The 19,555-nt window shown below is 41.2% G+C and carries 21 protein-coding genes and 1 other RNA gene; 8 read left to right on the plus strand and 14 right to left on the minus strand.

Annotated features, from left to right (window positions below; genetic code table 11):
* Positions 1-543 precede the first annotated feature (543 nt).
* Together LC586_RS22815 and LC586_RS22820 are read left to right on the plus strand one after the other, a co-directional pair.
* Positions 544-939, plus strand: coding sequence for a hypothetical protein (locus tag LC586_RS22815; protein WP_229486953.1), 396 nt, complete (start codon positions 544-546; stop codon positions 937-939).
* Positions 940-1,430: 491 nt separating this feature from the next.
* Positions 1,431-2,159 (plus strand): hypothetical protein, encoded by a 729-nt coding sequence (locus LC586_RS22820; protein ID WP_229486954.1) that lies wholly within the window; start codon positions 1,431-1,433, stop codon positions 2,157-2,159.
* A gap of 57 nt (positions 2,160-2,216) precedes the next feature.
* Here the strand turns inward: LC586_RS22820 and LC586_RS22825 are convergent, their stop codons facing one another.
* The 4 genes from LC586_RS22825 to surE form a co-directional block, all read right to left on the minus strand.
* Positions 2,217-2,942 (minus strand): MGMT family protein, encoded by a 726-nt coding sequence (locus LC586_RS22825; protein WP_229486955.1) that lies wholly within the window; start codon positions 2,940-2,942, stop codon positions 2,217-2,219.
* 81 nt (positions 2,943-3,023) lie between these two features.
* Positions 3,024-3,671 (minus strand): PAP/fibrillin family protein, encoded by a 648-nt coding sequence (locus LC586_RS22830; RefSeq protein WP_229486956.1) that lies wholly within the window; start codon positions 3,669-3,671, stop codon positions 3,024-3,026.
* Between the two features lie 87 nt (positions 3,672-3,758).
* A complete protein-coding gene (locus LC586_RS22835; RefSeq protein WP_229486957.1) occupies positions 3,759-4,382 on the minus strand; it encodes a hypothetical protein in 624 nt (207 codons plus the stop codon).
* A gap of 329 nt (positions 4,383-4,711) precedes the next feature.
* Entirely contained in the window at positions 4,712-5,392 is a 681-nt protein-coding gene (gene surE, locus LC586_RS22840) for a 5'/3'-nucleotidase SurE (protein WP_229486958.1), read from the minus strand.
* A 385-nt stretch (positions 5,393-5,777) separates the two neighbouring features.
* On the opposite strand from surE, the gene psb32 reads away from it, so the two are divergent.
* Positions 5,778-6,515: a photosystem II repair protein Psb32 gene (gene psb32, locus LC586_RS22845; protein ID WP_229486959.1), complete on the plus strand. Its 738-nt coding sequence runs from the start codon at positions 5,778-5,780 to the stop codon at positions 6,513-6,515.
* An 87-nt stretch (positions 6,516-6,602) separates the two neighbouring features.
* Here the strand turns inward: psb32 and LC586_RS22850 are convergent, their stop codons facing one another.
* Complete coding sequence (locus tag LC586_RS22850) at positions 6,603-6,986, minus strand: DUF4346 domain-containing protein (protein ID WP_229486960.1); 384 nt, start codon at positions 6,984-6,986, stop codon at positions 6,603-6,605.
* Between the two features lie 420 nt (positions 6,987-7,406).
* On the opposite strand from LC586_RS22850, the gene LC586_RS22855 reads away from it, so the two are divergent.
* Positions 7,407-7,658: a tetratricopeptide repeat protein gene (locus LC586_RS22855; protein WP_229486961.1), complete on the plus strand. Its 252-nt coding sequence runs from the start codon at positions 7,407-7,409 to the stop codon at positions 7,656-7,658.
* A 135-nt stretch (positions 7,659-7,793) separates the two neighbouring features.
* Here LC586_RS22855 and LC586_RS22860 read toward each other — a convergent pair whose 3' ends face one another.
* Positions 7,794-8,975: a GNAT family N-acetyltransferase gene (locus tag LC586_RS22860; protein ID WP_229486962.1), complete on the minus strand. Its 1,182-nt coding sequence runs from the start codon at positions 8,973-8,975 to the stop codon at positions 7,794-7,796.
* 197 nt (positions 8,976-9,172) lie between these two features.
* On the minus strand, positions 9,173-9,928 hold the full coding sequence (locus LC586_RS22865; RefSeq protein ID WP_229486963.1) for a RibD family protein: 756 nt from the start codon (positions 9,926-9,928) through the stop codon (positions 9,173-9,175).
* 295 nt (positions 9,929-10,223) lie between these two features.
* On the opposite strand from LC586_RS22865, the gene LC586_RS22870 reads away from it, so the two are divergent.
* Together LC586_RS22870 and LC586_RS22875 are read left to right on the plus strand one after the other, a co-directional pair.
* Positions 10,224-12,353, plus strand: coding sequence for an ATP-binding protein (locus tag LC586_RS22870; protein WP_229486964.1), 2,130 nt, complete (start codon positions 10,224-10,226; stop codon positions 12,351-12,353).
* Between the two features lie 576 nt (positions 12,354-12,929).
* Positions 12,930-13,190, plus strand: a complete 261-nt coding sequence (locus LC586_RS22875) for a hypothetical protein (RefSeq protein WP_229486965.1) — start codon at positions 12,930-12,932, stop codon at positions 13,188-13,190.
* A gap of 57 nt (positions 13,191-13,247) precedes the next feature.
* On the opposite strand, the gene LC586_RS22880 is transcribed toward LC586_RS22875, so the two are convergent.
* Entirely contained in the window at positions 13,248-13,526 is a 279-nt protein-coding gene (locus LC586_RS22880; protein WP_229486966.1) for a class I SAM-dependent methyltransferase, read from the minus strand.
* A gap of 101 nt (positions 13,527-13,627) precedes the next feature.
* Between LC586_RS22880 and LC586_RS41945 the strand changes: the two genes are divergently transcribed.
* Entirely contained in the window at positions 13,628-13,894 is a 267-nt protein-coding gene (locus tag LC586_RS41945; RefSeq protein ID WP_369010537.1) for a zinc ribbon domain-containing protein, read from the plus strand.
* Between the two features lie 153 nt (positions 13,895-14,047).
* Here the strand turns inward: LC586_RS41945 and LC586_RS22885 are convergent, their stop codons facing one another.
* The 3 genes from LC586_RS22885 to LC586_RS22895 form a co-directional block, all read right to left on the minus strand.
* A complete protein-coding gene (locus LC586_RS22885) occupies positions 14,048-15,193 on the minus strand; it encodes a Gfo/Idh/MocA family protein (protein WP_229486967.1) in 1,146 nt (381 codons plus the stop codon).
* A 194-nt stretch (positions 15,194-15,387) separates the two neighbouring features.
* Complete coding sequence (rnc, locus tag LC586_RS22890; protein ID WP_229486968.1) at positions 15,388-16,107, minus strand: ribonuclease III; 720 nt, start codon at positions 16,105-16,107, stop codon at positions 15,388-15,390.
* A gap of 136 nt (positions 16,108-16,243) precedes the next feature.
* Complete coding sequence (locus LC586_RS22895; protein WP_099104126.1) at positions 16,244-16,426, minus strand: hypothetical protein; 183 nt, start codon at positions 16,424-16,426, stop codon at positions 16,244-16,246.
* 128 nt (positions 16,427-16,554) lie between these two features.
* Here LC586_RS22895 and LC586_RS22900 point away from each other — a divergent pair, with 128 nt between their 5' ends.
* Complete coding sequence (locus tag LC586_RS22900; RefSeq protein ID WP_229486969.1) at positions 16,555-16,938, plus strand: hypothetical protein; 384 nt, start codon at positions 16,555-16,557, stop codon at positions 16,936-16,938.
* A 178-nt stretch (positions 16,939-17,116) separates the two neighbouring features.
* On the opposite strand, the gene rnpB is transcribed toward LC586_RS22900, so the two are convergent.
* The 3 genes from rnpB to corA form a co-directional block, all read right to left on the minus strand.
* Positions 17,117-17,543, minus strand: an RNA gene (gene rnpB / locus LC586_RS22905) — RNase P RNA component class A.
* A gap of 50 nt (positions 17,544-17,593) precedes the next feature.
* Complete coding sequence (locus LC586_RS22910) at positions 17,594-18,289, minus strand: hypothetical protein (protein ID WP_118167252.1); 696 nt, start codon at positions 18,287-18,289, stop codon at positions 17,594-17,596.
* A 64-nt stretch (positions 18,290-18,353) separates the two neighbouring features.
* The gene (gene corA / locus LC586_RS22915) at positions 18,354-19,496 is read right to left on the minus strand and encodes a magnesium/cobalt transporter CorA (RefSeq protein WP_229486970.1); all 1,143 of its coding nucleotides are present in this window, start codon (positions 19,494-19,496) and stop codon (positions 18,354-18,356) included.
* Between the last annotated feature and the right edge of the window lie 59 nt (positions 19,497-19,555).

Raw genomic sequence — 19,555 nt, forward strand, 5'->3', positions numbered from 1 at the left:
TAAGATAATTTATATTTCCAAGAAAATTCGATTTGTTTTGTTTATAGCCTCATGAGATTTTACAGTTATTTAGATATTTCAGGAATCCTTTTTAGTTTTTATTAGTAAATAAGATGCGTTTGCCCTGATTGGGCTACCCCCAATACCGTTCGGTTAAGGAATTTCTTGGTTGAGGCAAGGGGGCAGGGGGAGAAGAGAAGCTGTTCTTAAGAGAAGAATTACTCAACAATAACCCTCTTTCCTCCCCTGCTTCCCCTACTTCCCCTCCTTATCCGAACCGTATTGGGGCTACCCCTACAACTGAGTAACAGCGCTGCATAAATTTTTAGATTGCCTCAGTTAAATATATATCTGTTCAAGTTTGTCCTGAACTTTGCTGTCGATTCATGTTTTCAGTTCTTGCGCTCAATTAGCTCACCCGAATGGGTGAGGAATAAACCAACCGCTCTGGTGACCTGAGTGCAGGAAGTTGAGACTGATAAAAAATAAGACTCTATTACTCAAGAACACTAATTGCACTTTACTCTAACTAAGGATAACCCTATGAAACTCTCTACCTTGGTAGATTCTGTACTCATTGTTGCTTCTATTGCTTTATTACCTGGAATCGGTGGCGCTCAAATAGCTACTAACAATAGTGACGAATTTATAGCTATCAACTCTAACAATTTATTCACTCATTCTACGAACGTCAGCTACCTCAAACCCTTTGATGCTGCATTTCTAGCTTATCAAGGTAACTTGAAAGCACAGGGTATTCCTAGTGGTAGTGCTTTGGTTTCTCAATACCAAACAGGAAGCCTGACTGCACTAGATGTGGTTAAGGCTGCTGTCAACGCTAAAAAGTTACCAGCACAAGCTTTGAATGATACAGGTTACCTAAATGCCGTCGAGTGGCAGCTGACATCATTCAGCAACACTAATAATTTATCTTACTAAGTACAGCGTTGCAGAGGTTCGTAACGGATTTATAAAATGCTTTACTCTCATCTCGTTGCTTTGATAAGAAAATACTTCACAAAGAAGGAAAAGCTGCCGTCTTCCCCTAATCACCATCCCATTACCAAAAATTACTTTAACCCCTTCAACCTTGGAGGGGTTTTTAGTTGGTACTACGCTTGCTGTTTGCTCTAGCGTCGCACCTTTTCATATTTAACGCCGCCCCATACACAGTAGCTTCGCGCAGTGCATTTTAAGCCTAGCGTTTACTTCTGGAATGCTTGTATAACAATAGTTTTATCACGAACCATTAGATTACCCTGTGCGATCGCTTCCACAGTCGCATACTATATCACACGGCTGAAAAAAATGGTCGGGTAATAAATTATTTACTGTTCTATCAAATTAACGTTGTTAAGTTACTCAGCAGGTGTAGTTTTCACCTCCAGGCTGTGTTAGATATTGTGACGCGAAACAGGAGTATAGATACGTTGCTAAAGCTTTCTCCAGAATCTCCTCTATTTATTGTATTAATTATTATTAGTTTTCTAGTAGTAACTTTGTCAACTTGGTTATCATCTAAACCATTCGTTTTAAAACCATTTGGGCTTAATGATATTATCCAGCTACTTACCTTACAATTATTTATTTCTTTGCTATTAGAGCGTTCTTTAGAAGTTTTTATAACTACTTGGCGGGGCCCATTCGTTGAACAATTAGATATTAGTATTCAGCAAAAAAAGGCTCTACTGTCGGAAAAGATAAGACTTATGGAAGTACAACAGAACCAATTTTCTTCTTTAGAATCTAATCAAATCAGTGGACTCCCACCTGAAGGAATGAGTTTAGAGCAGCAAATCATCCAAAACTTTACACAAAACCAACAAGAACCGTTAAAAATATTCAAGCCACAAATTGATGATATAAATGAAAAAGAGCGGCAAAGAGCAGCATATAAATCTGATACACGAACAATTGCTCTATGGACATCCCTTTTATTCGGTCTTTTAATGAGTGCAATAGGTATTCGCTCAATCGAGCCACTTGTAGTTATTGATTTAGATAATCCAATACAAGTAGTTATTTTCCGTTGTTTAGATGCATTGCTGACAGGAGGTTTAATTGCAGGAGGTAGCGAGGGAATTCATAAGCTCATAAAAGTTTTTATCGACTTTATGGAAGCTACATCTAAACAAATCAAAAATCAGGGATTATCTTGATTAAACGAAGTATTTTTCTACAAAACATTATAAATAATATTAAAATTACAGTAATCTCTATTCTAAATATATAGTGTCATCTTCCCATAGATAATCTTTAATATCTACAAAAAATTTGTTTAAATTGCTTAATAAATCTGCTTCCGATAAAACTCTAACTCCTTCATTTTCTAACTTATTTTTTTGTTGGTTCACATAATTTATCAAATGACCTTTAGAGTTTAATATTCTATGTACTGGATAATTAGTAGCCGAGGTTTTTTTCAGGTATGTAGGAATAGCTCTTAGATAGCTATTATCTACTCCCATACCTTTGATTATCTGTTTATATGTAACTACTTTTCCACTTGGGATTTTGATGATAAAATTTAGGAATCGTTGATATGGATTTTCAGATAATGCTGGAAATTTATTAGCTTGAACCTGAAAATTACTACCAACCTGGATTTTACCTGATTTAATAACTACGCCTAGAATTCCTCTTTTTCCTTGGATGCTCTTTAATGATTCTACCAAGTGGACTATTCGTTTACACGGTTCGCAGTGAAAAGTTAGACGAATTGCCGCACCACTTTCAAAATTTAGCAGAGAACCAGGGATAAAATTATCAAATTCTATACCTGTAACCACAATATTTTCTCGCAATTCTCCTGGTTTAATTGATAAGTCTAAAATATCTTCATACCTAACAATTAAAACTTGTCTAGGGCTTATAGGATCGGCATTAATATCTCCTTCTATACCATGACCTACTTTTAAATTTAATGTTTTAAGCTCTACCATCGCAGAACCTGGTTTTACCTTGTTGAAAAGATGCGTTATTAAGAGAGCCATATTCATTCGGTGGCGCGATCAATTTAAAATTTAGGAGTTGAAGTTAGGTAAATCTTGAGATTTACTAAGAATGAATAAACTTCCATCTCCTCCACGTCCAATTCTTAAGGTTTCATCTAAATAAGTAATGTCCAGTGTTGCAGTTCTGCTAGTAGGATTATTCGCTGAGATAACCTTAAATGGGTTGAGTTGAGGGGTATTAATGCCAACAATCTTCTCAATCGATAGGTAGCGTTTGTCAAAATAAACGTTGATACGTTTGTTCGCTAGAGGCTCTAAATCTTCTTTGGCTGGCTCAAAGCTAGCTGTCACTTTGACATATCCTGATACTAGCCCCAGAGAATGTTTAACTTTAGCTAGATTGAAAAACAATTTATTTGCAACATCAATCACTTGATAAACTTTACCCAGCTTTAATCCTAATGGGAGAGAAACTAAAGTACGGATTTCTCTCGCAGTGGAGTATTGCAGTTGCCAAGCTCCTTCTAGCAAAGAAGTAGCGTAGAGAAGAGGATTGGGATTGGGATTGACACTCTCTAATTCTGTCGTCAATTGTTCAATTTCTTCAGCTAAGGTTTTGTCTAACTGCAAATCAGTAATAGGAGAGCCATCGCTCTTGGTTTGAATCTTCTCAAACGTGGTTTGTAATTTTTCCTTAATTAAAAGTTGATTGTTCAATGGTTGAAGATTTTCCTTTACATATCCTATTGGTTTAATTCAACTCTTATGTGGGAAGTGCATAAAAGTTGAATTATCTAGATGAGATTAGTCAATGAGTTGTGGGGTAGGAATTTGCGTATCAATATCTGCTTGAGAGAAATTGGGGAGTAACCAACTGCTCTCACCCGCCTTGAATACTTTGGCAGGTTCAACATTTAATTCAATTGCACCAGTGACTGGATTGGTTCTTGCAATAGACTGTGTACCATCCACAAACTTGACGGCGATTGGTTGGGCTAGTTGTTGTGGTTGAGCGTTCGGGCCTAGAACCACTTGAGAACCTGCGGGTAAGTAAATGCCATCGCAATCCCAATCGTCATCTGTGATTGTTCCTGCGCCCAAGAAGTAGAGTTGGGTTGGAGATTTTTTTGGTTTATTGGCATAGACAGCCAACGTCTTTCCTGTTTCATTGCGGCACTGCGCGCGCTTTCTAGCTGTTTCTATGACATTTTTCTGAAACTGCAATTGTGCCAGTCGCTGCCGGAATTGCTCAGGTGTATAACCAGCTTGCTCAGGTGTATCCTTTACAGTTAGAAGTTGATTAAGCGCCTGAGTTACTTCAGCATAGTCAGCCCCCTTAGTAAAATCCTTGCCCGCCCAAGAGGGTTGAGCAATTACCAGGTTTACCATCAACACGAGAACGACAAGAACAATTTTGAGAAACTGCATATTTTTCTGCTTTTTTTGAAATTGGTGTTCAGTGCTACTGAAACTTTACCAGATTTCAAAACCGGAGAACCCCACCCCGCCAAAGCTGTGCTTTGTCTCCCCTCCCGAAGAGCTCTTAGGGGTTGGGGGTGGGGTTCTTTTATGGTAGGACTTACGCAAAAGTACACGCCGTAGGGGCAATACCCTGCGGGAAGCCGCTTTGCGTCTACATGAATTGCCCCTACGTGAAAAGAAGGGTTTCGGCTATTGTTTGCGTAATTTGGTGGATATGATGTAATTCGTAATAGCCTAAAAGCTGGTAACAGTTAATTAGTAACTGATAGCTGATGTCAAACTCTTAACTGAGTTACCGCGATATTACCGGAAAAACATACATCTACATCGCTACCAGGAGTGCGATCGCGTTTGCCATATTCGCCTACATAATAAAAATTATCGCCTTCAATTCGATAGTTTACAGGCAAAGGTCTTTTACAGGGTTGGCAAAACACCATATTAGGATCTGGTTCTCCTGGTTGCAGATGCGGCAAGTTCACATTCCAAAAGCTTCCCGGTTCTAGGGGACGCTGGAGTAAATCCGCTAAAACTTCAACTGTGAATTTGGCGGCCAGATCCCAATCAAAATTCTGCTTGGCTTTGCGATATTGAGAAATGGCAATTCCAGGAATACCGTGCATTGCGCCTTCCCGCACAGCAGCCACTGTCCCAGAAATGTAGACATCTACTCCCAAGTTGCCCCCAGCGTTGATACCTGAAACCACAAATTTGACATCTGCGGGAATTTGTGTTAATGCAATTCTCACACAATCGGCGGGAGTGCCTGCGATCGCATACTCAGTCTCAGAACGTCGCTGGAGGTTGATGGCACGAGTGGTGGTAACTTGATGTCCACAGCCAGACTGATGATCAGCAGGAGCAGCGATAATAGCATTTTTGCCGTTTACAGCTTTGAGCAGCGCTCGAATACCAGGGGCATCAATGCCGTCGTCGTTAGTTAAAATTATGGTCATGTAAATATTATATTGATAGGAATTTAGCTAAAATTTCCGAAAAATGCAGATATCAACCCATCAATGGGTACAGCAGGAAAAGCTACTTGCAGATATGAAAAAATATGCTTAATTCTGCCAAAAATATTGATTATACGATATCATTTCTAGATGGTTTGCAAATTCCGCCCTAAGTTTTTGGGTTAATCTCCAAAATGGGCGGTATTTCTTGTCAATTTAATGCCTGCAACCGCCCTCAGAACAAGTTTGTGCAATCAAAAAATCCCGTAAAATATATATCTGCTGGTAGTAGGAGAAACTTGATACTGGAGAAAACCGGGAACTAGGTGATTTTTGCAGTGGTTCTGTAGTATTTTTGGTGCAAGTCTGTCTTAGGGATCACACGATGAAACAGCTCCTCAAACAAGTATTTAACAGTCAAAAACACCTCATCAGGCTAATTCTCCCTTTGGTGACGGTTATTTTAGCAGCCTCACTGTTTGCCGCACCTGCTTTTGCCACAGGTGTGAATCAAATACCCAACCTCACAGCAGGGAATAACACCTGGGTTTTGGATCAAGGTGAAGTTATCAGCCGTCTGAATGAAGGTAAAATTAACAGCGCTTTCGAGGATTTGGCAAAGCAAACAGGTAAGGAAGCTAGAATTGTTACTGTTCGCCGCCTCGACTATGGTGAAACACCAGAAAGCTTCACCAAAGAACTGTTTGAAAAATGGTTTCCCACAAAAGAAGTCCAAGCTAATCAAACCTTATTGGTTATTGATACGGTTACTAATGGTACTGCCATTATTACTGGGGATCAAGTCAAACCTTTGCTCACTGACTCTATTGCCGAGAGTATAGCTACTGAAACAGTAAGTGTGCCATTACGCAATGGTAACAAATACAATCAGGCATTTCTAGATGCAAGCGATCGCCTTGTCGCTGTCCTCTCTGGCAAAGCCGATCCAGGGCCACCCCAAATAAGTGACAATGTACAGGTAGAAGGAACCTTCAAGAAAGCAGGCGAAACTGACCAAGGTAACGCTACTGCTTGGGTAGTAGGATTGTTAATTGCCGCCACCGTTATCCCAATGGCGACTTACTATATCTATCAGATAAATCAGCCATCATCTAATGGCTAATGCCAGAGTTAGGAGTTAGGAGTTAGGAGTGAGGAATTATGAATTTCTAACTCTTAACTCCTAACTTTTAACTTTTCACTCCTAACTTTAATCTTGAACATACTCTTGCTCTTTGACTAAAGCTACCTCAGCCCGAACAAATTCTCGACCCAAATAAGCTGCATGATTTAATTGAGTTACAGGAGAGGGCTGAGTTTCTTCAAAAATCTTCACGCAAAGTTCTTTAGCCGTCCTCCCACTAAAAACCGTCGTGTGAGTTCGTTCTACCTTTTCTCGCGCCGGAATTACCTTTCCCGTTTCGGGATCGACAGCTAAACCACGCTCATCAATCACATTTGTAAAATGCTTGGCATATATTAACCCTGCTTCTCGATCCAAGTAAATAATAAAATATCCACCGGGATCAAGGTCAATATGACGCTGGGAAAGTTTATCATCAATTGCGGCTAAATCTTCAACTATCAAATCCATAAGCATTATAAAAAGAAATTTTCTTTCTTGAGGGTTTTTACACTCTATATTAAGTGTAATTCCTATCTTCCTTAGTCTTCTTGATATCTTTCAGATATTTTTGATTCCTTTTACTTAAAAGTAAATCAGAGAAGTTGCTATAAATTATACTTTTATTATCAACTGAGCGGCAACTATACTAGTGCATAAATTTACTGAAGCCATAGTTATAAAAAAAACTATATACTCGCGTTGAAATGAAATTTAAAAGCCCTGCTAAAGGCTTACTTACTTCAGTTGCTAATCATGAATTACATCCGAAAAATAGCGCTATCCATCGGGGCAGGTCAAAGATTCAAATGGTTTATGTAGTCCAAGCAGTCAAGGACAAAATTCAGGAACTATGGCGAGTGCACAAGAATTTTTCCGAGTGGGCGTAAATTGGCTAAACAAGGTCAGTCTCAAGAAGCAATTGGTGAATACACGCGAGCAATCGAGCTTGATCCTAACTATGCCGAGGCTTATTTTTATAGAGGTAATACTCTGGCTTTAGAAGGACAACCACAAAAGGGAATTGAAGATTTCCAGAAAGCTGCTGCTATTTTCACTTCAAGAGGAGAATCAGAAAGGGCACAGGCAGTACACCAACACGAAGAAATTATTCGGCGAGGCATTCAAGAGGGTGAATTTTGACGAATGGTAGCAGAAATACCGTCTCGATCGCAACAGTTTAATTTCACAATTTTGAAAAGAAGGAAAATTTGCATCTGTTTGCCGAGTAAAGCTTAATCATTCGGCAAACTTTGCTACGAAAGTAGTTCCTTTCCCTCAACCACCTTTCTCACTAAATGGCAACTCTGCATTAATCGCCTCAATCTCCTGCTGTTCGAGTTGATTCACTTCCTTAATATAGGGACGTAAAATTTGTCCTAAACGATTATTGTAAAATCGGTGCAAACTGTGATTGGGCATAGCAGGGAAACCACGGCGTTTTTTGTGGCGTCCACCCGCGCCAGGGTCAAAAATTTGGATACCGTTAGCGATCGCCCACTCAATCGGCGCATAATAGCAAGCATCAAAATGTAAGCAATCTATTTCTTGAAAACTTCCCCAATAGCGTCCATAGAGTTTGTCACCTTTAAATAAACAAAAAGACATTCCTAAAGGATGAGAATTATCTTGCTCGCTATATGCAGCAATAAACAAGACTCGATGGCGATAATCGGCGTGTAGCTGCTCAAAAAACCTGCGTGTGAGATACTTGCTACCCCACCAGCCAAACTTATCACAGGTGTCAGCATAGAACTGGTACATCAAGGGAAACAAAGACTGAGGAATTTCATCACCACTCAGAGGTTGTAATCGTAAACCGGCTTTTTCCACAGCTTTGCGTTCCCGCTTGATGTTGCGGCGTTGATTAGCGTTGAAAACCTTCAAGTAGTCATCAAAAGTTTTAAACCCAGCATTTTCCCAGACGTAGCTGTGGTGCAGCCAAGTTGTAAAACCATGCCGTTCCAGCATCGGACGCCATTGGGGATCGACATAGAGAAAATGACACCCAGAAATTCGATTTTTGGAGCAAAAAGTGTCAATTTCATGCACCATCATCGCTGTGATTTCGTCTTCATCTTCTCCTGGGGCAATTAAGAAGCGATAACCTTCGGCAGGAGTAAATGGTGTCATTCCCAGCAATTTTGGGTAATATTGGACTCCGATGCGATCGGCTAACTCTGCCCATTGGTGATCGAAAACAAATTCACCAGAACTATGTCCTTTGAGATAAAGTGGCGCAGCAGCAATCAGCGTTCTATCTCGCCACAATGTCAAGTGATTTGGCAACCAACCAGTTTTAGCTGTAGCACTACGGGAGGTTTCGATATTATTTAGCCACTCCCATTCTAAAAACGGCGTTTTGAGTGGCATTGCCAAAGCATTCCAGGCATTTTGGGGTACTTCAGCAATTTTGTTCGTCCAAACGACAGAATAGCGAGGCTTAAGTTGTTCCACCATCTTAGAAAGTAGGGAGTAGGGAGTAGGGAGTGGGGAGTTAGGGGTTAGGGGTTAGGAGTTAGGGGTTAGGAGTTAGGAGTTAGGAGTTAGGAGTTAGGAGTTAGGAGTTAGGAGTTAGGAGTTAGGAGTTAGGAATTCTCTCCCAATGCCCAATGCCCCATGCCCCATGCCCAATGCCCAATGCCCAATAAATAACTTTACTTAGCGTAATCTAAGAAAGCTGGTCGTTGCAGGCGATAGTGCAAAAAGACTTCTTGCTCAACTGCATGAACTTCTAGCAGTTGCAGCTTGGGAGCTATATCGGGTAAAAATCCTTTCCCATCTACGGGTGTGGGTGCAGTATTACCACCTAAAATCAACGGGCAGACAGTCAGCCATAATTCATCAATTAAATCTAATCCCAGCAAGGAAGCGACTAATTCACCTCCACCTAAAATCGCCAAGCGTGTTATATGTAGAGTGGCTAGATGCTTTAAAGCTGCGGAAATGTCTATTTCTCGCGTTGGTGTTTCAAAAACCAGAATTTGCTCAAATTCTGGAGGGCATTCCTGTACTTTGGTTCCCAGAGTTGAAGGAAGCGTCCTTAAGCGTCCTTTCCATAAAAGTTCTCCTGCTGTTGTCGTGAGTAGCCAACGTCTAACTGGTTGCTTAAAAAACTTAATTTCCGGATTGAGGTTTGCAGAGTGTGTAGTCACTATATTAACTGGCTGCGGAGGCTTCCCTTCTTGCACCCGAAGTTGCACTAGAGCTGGATCTGATATAGTAAGTGTTGTTCCGTAGGCCCGGAGAGTGCCAGCACCGAATAAAACCGCATCAGAGGCAGCGATTTGTTTTTCTAAGTGTGCTTTATCAAGCCTTGAGCCAAACCGAGCAGGCGATCGCCTAAAATCTCCTATTTTACCATCTGCACTCATTGCTAAAACAACTGTAGTGTGAGGACGATGTTGCAACATTAAATTGATTTGATAGTTTGAATATTTTCTTTGCTAGTGTGTAGATTCTCAAAAAAAATCCATGCCTGCAACCGACTGTTTTACAACTTCACTACTGTATTTATATGCAACACAAACAGCTTCTGAATCTAGCATATCTTAATTTTGGTATACCACGTTTCTTTTTGAATCATAGCAATTTGTTAATTTTAAACATTGAAAATAAAATTCTGATAATTTAATAAAATGTCTCATCTAGCTCATCTAATTACATATCTTTGCTGTTGTGGTTTGCAGATGCAAAGTGAGACACTCGATGACTAATCACCGCCAATCATCTTTTCGTCGAATTTTAGTAACGAGAATACTGCTTCTGTTCGTTCCAGTTTTACTTATAGGCGAGATTGTTGCCTTGAATAAGGCACGCTCTAGCATATTGGGAACTGCACGTCAAAATTTAACAGAAAGCGCTATCAGTAAAGGTGAGAGAATTGAAGATGCGATCGCTCTCTTAAGAGCTACTTTACTGAGTGTAAGTAAAACAACAGTGATTCCGTCGGATTCGCCTATACAAGAGCAAGAAATTATCACGCAATTAAGGCAACAACTTCCAGCCAGTATTGAATGCATCCAATTAACAAATCTGTTAAGCCAGAAAATAATTGCCAGTAGCTGTGGGGATCAAGCTATTGGAGAGTTGAAATTACCTTTGCCTAGTGACGGAGTTGATGTCAAAGCAATCTTACCGCCAAAGACAGGAATAACTGGAAAAAGAAACACACAAAATCAATTGCAAGTAGTGTTATCTGCACCAGTCTCCGATAGCCGAAAAAATTTGGTTTACAGCTTAAGTATTCAGTCTGCATTGTACCAACAAATCAAAAATCCGCCGGGATCGCTCACAGGCGCTATGGTGGTGATTGCTGAAGATGGCACAATTTTGGCACACCCATTCACAGATTGGGTGGGAACTAATATTAATCAGCACCCAAATGTTTCCCAACTCAAGAGCATAATTAAAAATGCAATTGCGGGGCAAAACGATTCGATAAATTTGTCTTTTACACAGGGGCACGAATTAGTAGCTGGCTATACGGCTATTGCAAATCCACTCACCCAACAGCAGCAGCAAAAATGGATAGTCTTAGCTGTTACTAGTGTCGAAAATGCGCTTTTTGGTTTAGAAGAAATTAAACTAATTCTCATCGTTTTGACAGTTGGTTTAATTGGTGCAAGTTTGTTAGCATCCCTATATCTAGCTCCTTACTTGGCACGTCCTGTAGAAGAATTGCGAGACTACGCTCTCAATATTCACTCTCACCACGCTGCACAACCAGTTCCGCACAATTTTAAAATCCGGGAATTCAATCAACTGGCCCAAGCACTAGACCAAATGGTAGAACGGCTCAAAGCTGGGTCAGAAGAATTAGAAATAGCTTGGAAAGAAGCAAAAAGCGCTAACCAGATTAAAAGCCAGTTTTTGGCTACGACTTCCCATGAATTGAGAAACCCATTACATACTATTATTAACTGTATTCGCCTGGTTGAAGAGGGCTTATGTGATAGCCGGGAAGAAGAAATGGAGTTTCTCAAACGTGCCGATGAAACAACGATTCATTTGCTAAATATTATTAATGATTTACTCGACATTTCTAAAATCGAAGCAGGTAAGCTTTCTGTAGTCACCACACCTCTTGATCTCCGACAAATATTGTTAGAGGTGATTAATTTACAATCAGTTAATGTTCAACAAAAAGGCTTGCAATTGAAATGCGAGTTAGATCCTCAAGCAATACCAATTAAGGCAGACGCAGCAAAACTGAAGCAAGTGCTGATTAATGTTATTGGCAACGCCACTAAGTTCACCGACACAGGAAGCATCACCATTGCTACAGAAATTCAACATAGTAATGGTAAATCTCAGGTGGTGGTAATAGTTAAAGATACAGGTATAGGAATTGATCCCACTCAACAGCACAAACTATTTCGCCCCTTTGTGATGGTGAATGGCACAACCAGCCGCCAGTTTGAAGGTACTGGACTAGGACTAGCAATTTCACGAAACTTAATCGAACTCATGGGAGGTAGCATTACTCTTGAGAGTACGGGACTTCATCAAGGTACGACACTGAAGATTACCTTACCCTTGATTGATATCTCGTTGTTACCTGTTCTCAAGAAAGAAGAAAATGTAGGGGATCTTAGATTTTCCTCTGGGAATGATGCGGCAAAAGCAAGCCACTACCCTAGCCTACACGAGTCTGGGAGAAGTCCTTCCTTAAGTATTAACAAATCTGTAAAAGCAGATGTAGACAAAGACAAGTCCTCGAAGTTCCAGGTATTACTTGGGGACGAGACTTACGAGATTAGTCTTTCGCCGCAGCAAACTCTCTTGGTAACTCTTCCAAAAGGGGGAGTTTGTGCAGACCTTACTTTGAAGAGGTAATTTTGTCAATTACTTTAAGCAATTTAACCAGAGTTATTCTAGCTCATGGTTTGTAACCTACAGCTAGCATCACAGAAGCGGGAATTTCTACACCACTGTCTGTGGCATACTTCGATGCTCCCTCGATAATAGCATTCTCGATATTGCGCCGTTGCTCAAGGGTTTACCTCAATACGCTTGGGTTAAGGCTAAAAACTTTTGGCAAAGTCAAGTTTTTTAACGAACCACAGAGGCGCAGAGAAGCCAGTGCGCCCTTGCGGTTAAGAGACTTGAAGCAACTGGCGCGGCACTGAGAGAAGAAATAAATGCTTAACTGAACTGTATTGGGGTTTACCTACTTCCAAACAAGCAAATGCTGTCGCTCAACAAGCAAATGTGATCGCTCAACCAATACAGTTTAGTTAACGCTAAAAACCTTAACCCTCTTCTAAGAAACCATATTTTCTGAGGACTGAGGAAAATATGGTTTCTTAGAAGAGGGTTAAACTATGTAGCGACTGTTTTAAAAGTCAAGCGTAGGCGTAGCCCGCACCTGTGTACTTGATCGCGGTGCGACAAAGTTTGAAGTACTCTAACATGACTTCGGAGTACCTCAACACGACTTTGGAGTACCTCAACACGACTTTTAAGTACCTCAACACGACTTTTAAGTACCTCAACACGACTTTTAAGTACCTCAACACGATGTTGAAGTACCTCAACACGACTTTTAAGTACCTCAACACGATGTTGAAGTACCTCAACACGACTTTTAAGTACCTCAACACGACTTTCAAGTACCTCAACACGACTTTCAAGTACTTCAACACGACTTCGAGGTATCTGTTGCTTATATAGCAATACGCTTGGCTTAATCCAACCTACAATTTTTCTTAACTGAACCGTATTGGTCGCTCAATCTGACTTTTCACGGGATGTGGAAAAGGGGATAGACTTTTGCAAGAGGTCTAATGATCCTTGAGGGCATCGCACTCTGGCAATAGCCACCATATTCTCTGCATAGTCCAATCCTGTTACTATGGCCTCCCGCTTTAGTGCTGCGGCACTCAGCCACCCAATCCTGCAAGCTACATCCAGCAATCTCAAACCACACTTTGCTCCTACAGCATCCAATATGGCTTCATTCACCTGAGAAGTTACAGCAGCGATCGCTTGATCGTATTTTTGGGCCACGAGAGATGAACTAAATCACGAAAAACCTTGCTAAACTTATCTATAATTTCCTATCGTAGATAAGTTAATGTGGAAAGTTGCAGAATTTGGAGAGCTAATTGGTGTTTCTGCCTGCCGTCAGCAATAATTGCTTTTACGAAATTCGCAGACAGCTAACTTACAAGCAACCTTTTTATGCGACTAGGGTTGAGTTGGTTGACAGATGGTTTCCGTCATCGAAGATGTGTTCATGTTGTGGGCATATTCAGACGATGAGATTGAGTGAGCGTGTTTATAACTGTGGTAGATGCGGCAACATTCAAGATCGAGATGAGAATGCCTCAATTAACTTGAGGGATGCCCCAGAAGATAAAATACGGTTGGCTTGACCGGAATTTACGCCCGTTGACAAGAAGTAGCCGACTACCTTGGTGGACACGGGAAGAAATCTCTAAACAGGTCTAGGCAAGTTTAGGTAAGTATTTTGAAGCAGAGAATTTGTCACGCTCAACTGCTTGAATGCATCGTGGACAATGGTCGGGTCATGTGTCATTTGTTACTTTTGCTCCTTGACTATCATTCAGAAGAACAGGTTGGCCGCCTTGCTGAAGAGATTCTGTTAAAGCAGCAAGAATTTCTACTAACTCAGCGCCTACCCAGCCAGACGAAACCTCTGAGGGAGTATTGTTGAGAACAGAGACAACAAAGCAGGAGCAAACTCGCCCCAATGGTTCCCCTGGCTCTAATTCCAGCACCACCTGCTTTTGATTCACAGGAATAAATTGATTGCCCTGCTGTTCAAACTCACCATGTAGTAGGGTGAGAGGTGATAATTGCGACATTTCATCAAAAATCAAACTGCCAAGGCTACCTACAATCCCCAACCGTCGCTGCTTATCAGGATTCAGCCAGCACAAATGAATATAAGCTTGAAAGTTATCTGGATATGTCAGTGTTAGCCATACTAAGTCAGCCAAACCTTGAGATGGAGAGTGGGAAGAGACGCGATTAATCGCGTCTGTACTAGGGAGTGGTGAGTGAGTCATTTCCCTACTCCCTACTCCCCACTCCCTACTCCCCTCTCCCTGTAGCCACACCGTACCCGTTGCTTGTACTTTTACAGGGGTCTGACCTAGCCAAGCGTTAAAGATAGCAATATCGTGAATAGCTAAGTCCCACAGTGCATCAACATCTTGCCGGACAGGCCCCAAATGGGTGCGCGTCGCGTAGCCATAGCGCAAATCACCTAATTTACCCGCTTGTACTACAGTTTTTCCTTGCTCAACTGCTGGGTGAAATAAATAAGTATGGTCAACCATGAGTATTAAATGATGCTGCTCTGCCAAATGGCAAAGTTCCCGACATTCTGCTGGGTTGAGAGTTAGGGGTTTTTCAGCTAAAACATGATATCCCTGTTGGAGAGCGTCTTTAATTAAAGCATAGTGGGTGGTAGCTGGAGTTGCGATCGCCACCCCTGTCAACCCTGGAACTTTCTTTAGATCCTCCCACTGGGTTGTTAATACTACACAATCGTCTAAATCAAACTGCTGTTTTATCGCCGTTAATCGTTCTGGATGGGGGTCTACTACAGCAACTACATCTACTTGGGGATGTGCTAAGAAATTCCGCAGCAAATGCACTCCCCAACGCCCAACTCCGATGACAGCAATTTTAATTTGGTTTGTCATTAGTTATTAGTCATTAGTCATTAGTCATTAGTCATTAGTCATTAGTCATTAGTCATTAGTCATTAGTCATTAGTCATTAGTCATTAGTCATTAGTCATTAGTCATTAGTCATTAGTCATTAGTATGCAAGGGACTAGGGATAAATGACCACTGACAACCAACTGAGTTATCAGTTTATCAGTACTATTTTTGGTTTAGGGTATTTGCGGGTTAGGAATTGCTAAAAAGGCTACTTTAGCTGCGGCTTGTTCAGCAGTTTTGATTGATCGCCCTTTACCAACTCCTAGCTTGTTTCCGTGCAACCACACTTCAGCTACGAAACGTTCTTGATTGCGGTGCGGTTGAGTGACTTCCACAACCCGATACTCTGGTAAAACTTTAAATTGTGCCTGAGTCCATTCTTGGAGAGCAGCTTTGTAATTAAGTCTGGCAGGATCGAGGCGAATTTCTGTCGTTAGTTCTTGGAAGTGGGGATCTAGCCAAGAGCGGATCAGTTCCAGATTTTGAGTACTTAAGTAAAGCGCACCCAGAACTGCTTCAAAGGCATCTGCCAGTCGTGACTCTTGACCAACTTTATCGGCGGTAGCACTACCAGCGACTAGTAAGTATAACTCTAAACCATAAACTCTGGCCAATTGGGCGAGGATGCGATCGCTCACCAACACCGAACGAATTGCCGCAAAATCCCCTACTGGACAATCAGGATAATTTTCCCATAACACAACAGCCGACACCAGGCGCACCACTGCATCGCCAACAAACTCTAGTTGTTCATAATTTGCCGAATCAGAGACAGTAGGATGAGTTAGCGCTAAATCCAGCAGTTCCCACTTTATAGGTGCTTCTAGCGACAAACCTAATTTTTGGACTAAACTTTCGAGTTGCCGTTGACGGCGTGGATAGGCAAGGGGCATTGCATGACAAGGGGAAGGGGCAAGGGGGCAGGGGAGGCAGGGGGAAGGGGGCAGGGGGAAGGGGGCAGGGGGAGGCAACTAGCTATCTATTCTTATATCTTTAAAGTTCTTGGACTATTACTTTAACAACTTTTCGCTACTTCTCTCTATCTAGCTTCTCTTGAATAGCTTGACGGCAAAACTCAGGAGGGTCGTCTTTAGCTTTTACCTCTTCCTTCATTTCCTTGGTGACACGCAAATGTAGATATTCAGTTAGTGGTCGCTCTCTGTCGGTGGTGAATGGCTTTAAGTTATCTGGATTACCTTTATTTTTAGACATTGTATAGAAATACAAATAAACTTATTTTCCACATGTATATCAGTGGATAATGTTAAATCGGTGGGCATCTTAGCCTGAGAAACTTGTTGCCCACCGATTCCCACTTTTACAAGAGGTAACTCTATTTTATGTTCACACGCACAGAATTAGAAGTTAAAAGCTTGAGAGCATTACGCGATTTATGCCTGATACAGTACGGTATCCAAGCAATAGGAAACCCTGCTGATAAGGCATCCTACATTAACGCCCTCCTGACCTTCCCTGTTATAGCCTGCAAGCAAGTGTCAGAAAATAAAGGATTGAAGTCTCCTATGCTCTCTCAAGTACAAGCGCTAGAAGCAACGCTAGAAGCGATGGGAACACCAACACCAGAGCAGTCAGCATTGCTCAAGGTGACGATCGAGGGAAGGAAGCTAGAGTACCCAGCACGGTACAGTCAAGAGAAGCTGTTTGGACTCTATCGAGTTAAATGGCATCTGGATACAGCATTAGAGATACTGGGAATGCTCTAAATCAGGACTTACGCAAACGATAGCCGAAAAGAATGATTTTCTTCTTAGGGCAATTCATGAATTGCCCCTATGGCGTGTAGTTTTGCGTAAGTCCTATAAATGATGAATTAATCATCGTACAAAATCCGTACAAAAAATAATGGAGTACAAACCGTGAAAAGTTCATACTCCATTACAGGGGAGAGAGCAGTACATAAGCCGGGTTCTGTTCTCTTGCGAGGGCAGTTATCTATCTGGGACGTTTGTTACCAAACGCCTCTAGCGGCTCTCATTGAGCGGAACTGGTAAAAGACCAACCGTAGTTCCTATCGCCTTGCTCCCAACCGGGGTTTACCGAGCCAGCACCTCTCGATACTGCTGGTGCGCTCTTACCGCACCTTTGCACCCTTACCAAATTTAGTTAAGAGTTATGAGTGATGAGTTAAAAGTTAATAATTCCTAACTCCTAATTCCTAACTCCTAACTGTTTTGGCGGTATCTTTCTGTGGCACTATCCTCACGATCGCTCGCACTGGACGTTATCCAGCAAGTTTGGTCTTTCGGGAGTCCGGACTTTCCTCAAACCAGTAACTATGACTGATCTGCAACCGCCTGCGCCTACTTTCTCCTTAGATCCAGTGTAATCTTTGGAAGTCCCTAGTATGTTGACATGGCATTACTTTTTTTTATTCCAAGGTAAAGCGTAAGTCCAAGGTAGTTTCCTGACTGTGAAAGGACAATTGATAATACTAATAGGAGGAAAATCACGACCTGGGGCTAGACCTAAACGCACCTCAGATATCCGTAGCACCAGTTGCAGGGAAAAGTCTAACTCCTTTCTTCTGTTAATAAAGTCGTTGTACAATTTTTTTTGCCCTTTTTGCAGCCCATTGATATCAATTAGGGGTTTTTTTGCTGAATAGGTTCCAGCTACTTGATCGCGCTCGAAAACATCTTCTGCTGTCACCGTTTCAGAAAGTGTTTTCTTAGGGGCAATCAGGCTAGGACTTTGGGGTACTGCTAAGTCGCGGGTTAAGTCTGGTGATTTCCGAATTACACGGCGCGATTGCTTGCTATGTTCAACGACTAAAGAACTGTTGTCCCAGTCAACGTATACAGCAATATTTTCAGATTTATTTTCAATGCTAATTCCTAAATCTTTCAAATCGTCAATTGGGTATGAGGATTTGAGTTTAAAGGAAATCCCAATTTTATCGTCGAGATTGTTTTCTTTGAGTTGCTCATCAACGATTCCTTTTTTAAACTCAAACTTAATTTGATCATCAATGGATTCAACCATGCGGTTAAAAACGTATGAAACACCGATAATATAAATCGTTAAAACTACTAAATTCTGGTCGCTACTCCTCATAACTTATAATATTAACTCCCGGTGCTAATAAATGTATCTTTGAGTCATTATCCATCTACGATTTTTAATTACGCTTGATTGTTACAGAATTTTGCAGCCAGCCTCGTCGCCAAAAAAACAATAGCAATCCAAGTGCGATCGCTCCCATCACTGCCAAGCAAAGTGGATAACCCCAATACGAATTCAACTCAGGCATATTATATGGCGATTTTTCAGTATTGAAATTCATACCATATATTCCGACAACAAAAGTCAATGGAATAAAAATTGTTGAAACTACCGTTAGTACCTTCATGATTTCATTCATTTTGTTGCTTACTGCCGAAAGATACACATCCATTAATCCAGATGCTAGTTCTCGGTAAGTTTCCACCATGTCCATCACTTGCACTGTATGATCATAACAATCTCGCAAGTAAATTCTTACCTCTTCACCAATCAGTTCGCTGCCATCTCGAATTAAAGAATTAATTGCATCTCGCTGGGGCCAGATAGCACGACGCAGTTGCAGTAATTCTCGTCTAATTTGATAAATATTTTGTAGTGTTTGCGGAGTAGGTTTAATTATTACTTCCTCTTCTAACTCTTCGATTCGCTCCCCATAAAGCTCCAGCACTGGGAAAAAGCCATCAATAATTGCATCTAACACGGCATAGGCTAAATAATCAGATCCTTGTTTGCGGATGATACCTTTGTTTTTTTCAATCCGCGATCGCACCGCTTCAAAGCAATCATGATCTGGTTCTTCTTGGACTGTCAGCAAATAGTTTTTCCCTAATATCAAACTCACTTGTTCGCTGTGAAAACCACATATTCTTTCCTTTGGTACTACCATGCGGGCAATGAATAGCAATTGGTCTTCATAATCCTCTGTTTTAGGACGCTCCGGTACATTAACTATATCCTCTAAAACTAAAGGATGTAACTCAAAAACGTTACCCAATCGTTGTAATATGTCTTGACTTCCTAAACCTTGTACGTCTACCCAAGAAATCGATTCGCTATCAAGATATGGGGCACACTCCTCTGGAGTTGCTATTTGTTCGCGGATGAAATCGGTTTGGTTATAGTCAATCAAGAAAATTATCGGTGGTGGAGCATCTGCATCAATAAAAATGGTTCCAGGTACAGTCCCTGGTTGGTGATAGAACTCATCTTCGTTTGGCTTATTTCCTATTTTGGGAAGGCGATGCAGTTTTCGTGCCATGCAATATTACCTAATAGTTATTAGTCATTTGTTATTAGTCATTAGTAAAAATAATTGAT

The organism is Nostoc favosum CHAB5714, assembly GCF_020829495.1.
Taxonomy (GTDB): Bacteria; Cyanobacteriota; Cyanobacteriia; order Cyanobacteriales; family Nostocaceae; genus Nostoc; species Nostoc favosum.

Excerpts from the sequence above, each read along its gene's own strand:
- LC586_RS22815 (WP_229486953.1), top strand. The coding sequence starts at position 544 with ATGAAACTCTCTACCTTGGTAGATTCTGTACTCATTGTTGCTTCTATT.
- LC586_RS22825 (WP_229486955.1), bottom strand. The coding sequence starts at position 2,942 with ATGGTAGAGCTTAAAACATTAAATTTAAAAGTAGGTCATGGTATAGAA.
- LC586_RS22835 (WP_229486957.1), bottom strand. The coding sequence starts at position 4,382 with ATGCAGTTTCTCAAAATTGTTCTTGTCGTTCTCGTGTTGATGGTAAAC.
- surE (WP_229486958.1), bottom strand. The coding sequence starts at position 5,392 with ATGACCATAATTTTAACTAACGACGACGGCATTGATGCCCCTGGTATT.
- psb32 (WP_229486959.1), top strand. The coding sequence starts at position 5,778 with ATGAAACAGCTCCTCAAACAAGTATTTAACAGTCAAAAACACCTCATC.
- LC586_RS22850 (WP_229486960.1), bottom strand. The coding sequence starts at position 6,986 with ATGGATTTGATAGTTGAAGATTTAGCCGCAATTGATGATAAACTTTCC.
- LC586_RS22860 (WP_229486962.1), bottom strand. The coding sequence starts at position 8,975 with ATGGTGGAACAACTTAAGCCTCGCTATTCTGTCGTTTGGACGAACAAA.
- LC586_RS22865 (WP_229486963.1), bottom strand. The coding sequence starts at position 9,928 with ATGTTGCAACATCGTCCTCACACTACAGTTGTTTTAGCAATGAGTGCA.
- LC586_RS22870 (WP_229486964.1), top strand. The coding sequence starts at position 10,224 with ATGACTAATCACCGCCAATCATCTTTTCGTCGAATTTTAGTAACGAGA.
- LC586_RS22875 (WP_229486965.1), top strand. The coding sequence starts at position 12,930 with ATGACTTCGGAGTACCTCAACACGACTTTGGAGTACCTCAACACGACT.
- LC586_RS22885 (WP_229486967.1), bottom strand. The coding sequence starts at position 15,193 with ATGACAAACCAAATTAAAATTGCTGTCATCGGAGTTGGGCGTTGGGGA.
- rnc (WP_229486968.1), bottom strand. The coding sequence starts at position 16,107 with ATGCCCCTTGCCTATCCACGCCGTCAACGGCAACTCGAAAGTTTAGTC.
- LC586_RS22895 (WP_099104126.1), bottom strand. The coding sequence starts at position 16,426 with ATGTCTAAAAATAAAGGTAATCCAGATAACTTAAAGCCATTCACCACC.
- LC586_RS22900 (WP_229486969.1), top strand. The coding sequence starts at position 16,555 with ATGTTCACACGCACAGAATTAGAAGTTAAAAGCTTGAGAGCATTACGC.
- LC586_RS22910 (WP_118167252.1), bottom strand. The coding sequence starts at position 18,289 with ATGAGGAGTAGCGACCAGAATTTAGTAGTTTTAACGATTTATATTATC.
- corA (WP_229486970.1), bottom strand. The coding sequence starts at position 19,496 with ATGGCACGAAAACTGCATCGCCTTCCCAAAATAGGAAATAAGCCAAAC.